This window comes from Treponema sp., from assembly GCF_045657965.1.
Classification (GTDB): Bacteria; Spirochaetota; Spirochaetia; order Treponematales; family Treponemataceae; genus Treponema_D.
Genome location: NZ_JAZOUG010000163.1, coordinates 1 through 3,749, shown reverse-complemented (window position 1 = coordinate 3,749; position 3,749 = coordinate 1). Strand labels below are relative to the sequence as shown.

Genomic DNA, 3,749 nt, shown 5'->3' with positions numbered 1-3,749 from the left:
ACTCCTTGGCCCACAGAACGACATGGCTACGATCCGACTTTGACGATGTTCGCGAAGGTGTTGCAATCATGTGGCACGAGGATGTTGACGTTTCTATTACTGGAAACTCTACAAACCCAACTCGTTTCCAGCACCCGGTTGCTGGTACTTACAAGAAAGAGCGCCTCCTTGCAGGTAAAAAATACTTCTCTGTAGCTAGTGGTGGTGGTACTGGACGTACACTCCATCCTGATAACATGGCTGCAGGTCCTGCTTCTTACGGCTTTACAGATACTTTAGGCCGTATGCACTCAGATGCTCAGTTCGCTGGTAGCTCATCAGTTCCAGCTCACGTTGAAATGATGGGATTCATGGGAATGGGAAACAACCCTATGGTAGGCTGTACCGTTGCCTGTGCAGTTGCTGTAGCAGGTTCATTCTAATACGTTTATGAATTAAACTTAACGCTCTGTCTTTGGATGGAGCGTTTTTTTTGTAATATTCATTTATTGTTGTTCCTCCCTCGTTCCGCGGATAAAAATCAGACCTTCTGTCATCATGTAGGCAAAAATGATTGTGCCATCAAAAAAGTATGTGTCAATTTGCAAAAGATGTTTCATCGCTTCATTATCTTTTAAAATGATTTCAAACTGCGCAGGAACGGCGAAATGTGCGAGAAAAACAGGATATGCAAAAAACGGTAGCGGACATTAGCGGGACTGTCTCTCCATGGAAGTGAGGAATTCTCTATCCGAAATTTATTCTCAGTCAGAATGAATGACTTGCGCCGAAAGAAAAGTGCCGTCGGCATTGAAACGCACACAGAATTCCGACATTGCAAGACCGAAAAGAATTTCATCGGATTTCAGAAAATACGAAAGCTCTGTTTCCTGTGTTCCGCCAGACAGTTCGGGCGTTCCGAGCAAATCAAGGATTTTCGCACGGGTCGGCTGTTCCGTTTCAAGTTTTTTGACAAGCGAATCCGTCATATAATAGCGATTTTTGCCCGATTTCCACTGATGAACATCGAAAGCAATCTGCTTTTCTGTACACGAGGCGAAGAGAAACTCGGAAAGTGCGATTGTCAAAAGTAAAGCTGTGCGTTTCATTTTCATTATTTCCTCCGTAACGTCCTGTACAAGTTAATTTCCCGCACTTTTTTCTTCCCCGACGGATATGTTACGAGCAGAATGTCGCCCGTGTATGTTTCGCCCGCACGGAAAAAAGCCGTTGTTTCAAGCGTAAAACTGCCGGTTTCTTCGTTTGGTGAAATCGCGCAAGCCTTTTTCAGCCGCGCTTTTTTGCGAGCGGTCTCGCAATGAGAGCGAGGACGATTTTTGCAATGATGCGCAGGGTGGTGAATGTGATTCGTTTTTTCATAAGGATTTTTATCTCTTTCTGCTTGCTTCCTCTTTCAATATCAATTCGAGATTTTTCTTTTCATTCTCGTTGAAAATGCCTTCCGTGACTTTTGCTCTCGGCACATACCAATCGGAACACCATTTTTTGAGTCAAGCGTTTATGTCGGCAGACTTAAAAATATTCCCATATGCCGAGAATATGAGGTTACGAAGAAGACGAAGCTGCCTGTCAGAATAGCAGGTCAAAACTTTTTCATCAATAACGCGGTTTCTGAACGCGGTTTCTGAAATACCACTCTTTTTCTGGATTGATTCGCCGCATGCTTACAAGGATGTCCGGGACACAGTTCAGCACAAGGATGATTTCCGACTCGATTTTTGGATAGACATCTTTTTGCGTGATTATGCATTCTGGCTTTATCTTTTCGGACTTTTCACGCTGACATCATAGTAATCTTTGTGAAGCGCAAAATTGATTTCTTCCTTCTCCATTTTGATGTTTTCATTCTTTGCTTTGGAGACAGGCAAAAGAGAACCGCCAGAAACTTTCGTGTACGCATCATTCGCAAAAAGATTTGCGTTCGCAAGGAAAAGTGTTGCGGCAAGAAGTAAGCTGGTGTGTTTCATTGGGTTTCCTCCATGTATTCCCCGAAATGAACATTGCAATACATATCCCATTTTTGTTGCCAGTTCGGGGGCGTTTCTGAGTAACCCGAAACATAGACAGTCCATTTTTTGTCATCGTCTTCGTTGTACCAGAACAATACGTCTGCCAGCTTTTTAAGGTTTTCGGGAAGTTCAATCTGATATATCCATGTCTTCACCAGAAACAAGCTTCTTTGTTCCTTCCAGAACAATAAAAACAGTCGGGGCATTTTTGCCGACCTTTGCAATATAATCAAGAACACGCTGCCTTCTCCGTGCGGCTGATGCCCACGGGTCAGGCTTTCGGTATGACACTTTGTAAAAATGCATGAGTATGTGATAGTTCTTCACTTCATAAGTACCTTTGAGCTTGCGGTCCAGCCAGTCGGATGTGTCGTAATATTGTATCACCGTATCGCCGTTAAAGCTGTATGCGTCACAGTCATTCACAACCCATCGCTTGAATTTCTTTCCCTGTACGAGCGATTTTGAATTCCCCAAGTTGTATATTTCCGTGATTTCTGACTTTAAGGAGCGGGCGGAAGAAAAGAACGGGCGCATATCGGAGTCGTTGAGAATATAGTTCAGGCTTGGGTAGCCCGCATGAAGCGCGGCAATGAGGTATTTTTTTGACTCAGCGAAATTTTCTATCAGCGAATGGCAGCAGGCGATGTTGTACAGCGAATAATACAGGATTTTCGCCTCGCCGATTCCGTCAAACTTCAAGAGGGATTCCGAGGCGATGTCTCTTTTATCGGAATCTTTGAGTTCATACAGGGACTCGGTTTCCTCAACGACTTTCAGGTATTCTTCTATCGCTTCTTTATATCTCTTCTCATCAAAAAGCCGCTCCGCCACATCATAGTTTTTCTGTGCGTCTTCCCCATACCATGCAAACGCCGCTCCAAGTGAAAAAAAGGCGAATACAAGGGATAGAAGTGTTTTTTTCATTTCGTTTTCTCCATATCCCAAGATGCCTTTGCGTCGCCTGTTATGGGAATTTTTTCGCCGAGATATGTCGGCTTTGTTTTAAAAAGAACCAAAAAGAATGTCTTTACCCGTGCCAGAGATTCCCGAATCGTCCAACTCGCGTGATTTTTTGTCGAAAGAGGATTCAATTCCGTAGACTCAAAGCCTGCAATGTCAATCCGAGTTTTTTTGTGATATAAATGGCTCGTGTAAGGTGAAATTCTTGACTTACGACAATCGTATTGTCCACATCAAAGATTTCTTTCGCACGGTACATAGTTTCATAGGTGGAAAATCCCGTGTGGTCTAAGAAAATAATTTCTCCGTCCGTTTTTCCAGCTTTATATTTGAAAGTGGAATTTATATAAGGTCAAATGATTCTAAAATTCTCTCAAATGGTTTATACTCAGTACAGGAAAATGCATTTTTGCAGTAAAATGCTGAATACTACGTTACAGGCTCTCAGACTCACGGCTATTATTCTTTAAGAGCTGAGAACTGTGAGATTGATTCATAGTTTATTCCACGTGATTGGGAAGGAAAATAAAAACATATGAAATACACTGATAAAGACTTAGAACTTGCCGTAAAAAACAACATTTTCTCACAGGAGCAAAAGGAAACTTTCGCAGCTTTTATAAAAGAGCAGAACACGGATTCTTCGCCTTTGCAGAAATTTTTGTTTTACGCCGGCTCACTTGTCATTATTTCTGGAATGACCTGGCTTTTGGGAAAGTGCTGGGCAGACATGGAATATGAGAGCATGCTTGCAGTTTCTTCTATATATTTTGTAAT

Annotated in this window: 7 protein-coding genes; 2 read left to right on the top strand and 5 right to left on the bottom strand. The window is 42.5% G+C overall.

Features of this window, described 5'->3' with window-relative positions:
* Positions 1–422 (top strand): GGGtGRT protein (locus ACKI5B_RS05890; protein ID WP_407426772.1); only part of this gene is annotated, 422 nt, incomplete at its 5' end.
* Positions 423–743: 321 nt separating this feature from the next.
* On the opposite strand, the gene ACKI5B_RS05885 is transcribed toward ACKI5B_RS05890, so the two are convergent.
* The 5 genes from ACKI5B_RS05885 to ACKI5B_RS05865 form a co-directional block, all read right to left on the bottom strand.
* Positions 744–1,094, bottom strand: coding sequence for a hypothetical protein (locus ACKI5B_RS05885; RefSeq protein ID WP_407426770.1), 351 nt, complete (start codon positions 1,092–1,094; stop codon positions 744–746).
* A gap of 663 nt (positions 1,095–1,757) precedes the next feature.
* Positions 1,758–1,967, bottom strand: a complete 210-nt coding sequence (locus tag ACKI5B_RS05880; protein WP_407426769.1) for a hypothetical protein — start codon at positions 1,965–1,967, stop codon at positions 1,758–1,760.
* Positions 1,964–2,164, bottom strand: coding sequence for a hypothetical protein (locus ACKI5B_RS05875; RefSeq protein ID WP_407426767.1), 201 nt, complete (start codon positions 2,162–2,164; stop codon positions 1,964–1,966). Before ACKI5B_RS05875 ends, ACKI5B_RS05880 begins: the two co-directional genes overlap by 4 nt.
* Positions 2,139–2,936, bottom strand: a complete 798-nt coding sequence (locus ACKI5B_RS05870; protein WP_407426765.1) for a hypothetical protein — start codon at positions 2,934–2,936, stop codon at positions 2,139–2,141. The genes ACKI5B_RS05875 and ACKI5B_RS05870 overlap by 26 nt, the downstream gene beginning before the upstream one ends.
* Before the next feature lie 163 nt (positions 2,937–3,099).
* On the bottom strand, positions 3,100–3,231 hold the full coding sequence (locus tag ACKI5B_RS05865) for a hypothetical protein (protein WP_407426763.1): 132 nt from the start codon (positions 3,229–3,231) through the stop codon (positions 3,100–3,102).
* A 276-nt stretch (positions 3,232–3,507) separates the two neighbouring features.
* Between ACKI5B_RS05865 and ACKI5B_RS05860 the strand changes: the two genes are divergently transcribed.
* Positions 3,508–3,749: hypothetical protein (locus ACKI5B_RS05860; protein ID WP_407426761.1), on the top strand; the 242-nt coding region annotated here is incomplete at its 3' end.

What these genes read in the sequence shown, in the direction of transcription:
- ACKI5B_RS05885 (WP_407426770.1), bottom strand. Translation starts at nt 1,094, where the DNA reads ATGAAAATGAAACGCACAGCTTTACTTTTGACAATCGCACTTTCCGAG.
- ACKI5B_RS05880 (WP_407426769.1), bottom strand. Translation starts at nt 1,967, where the DNA reads ATGAAACACACCAGCTTACTTCTTGCCGCAACACTTTTCCTTGCGAAC.
- ACKI5B_RS05870 (WP_407426765.1), bottom strand. Translation starts at nt 2,936, where the DNA reads ATGAAAAAAACACTTCTATCCCTTGTATTCGCCTTTTTTTCACTTGGA.
- ACKI5B_RS05865 (WP_407426763.1), bottom strand. Translation starts at nt 3,231, where the DNA reads ATGTACCGTGCGAAAGAAATCTTTGATGTGGACAATACGATTGTCGTA.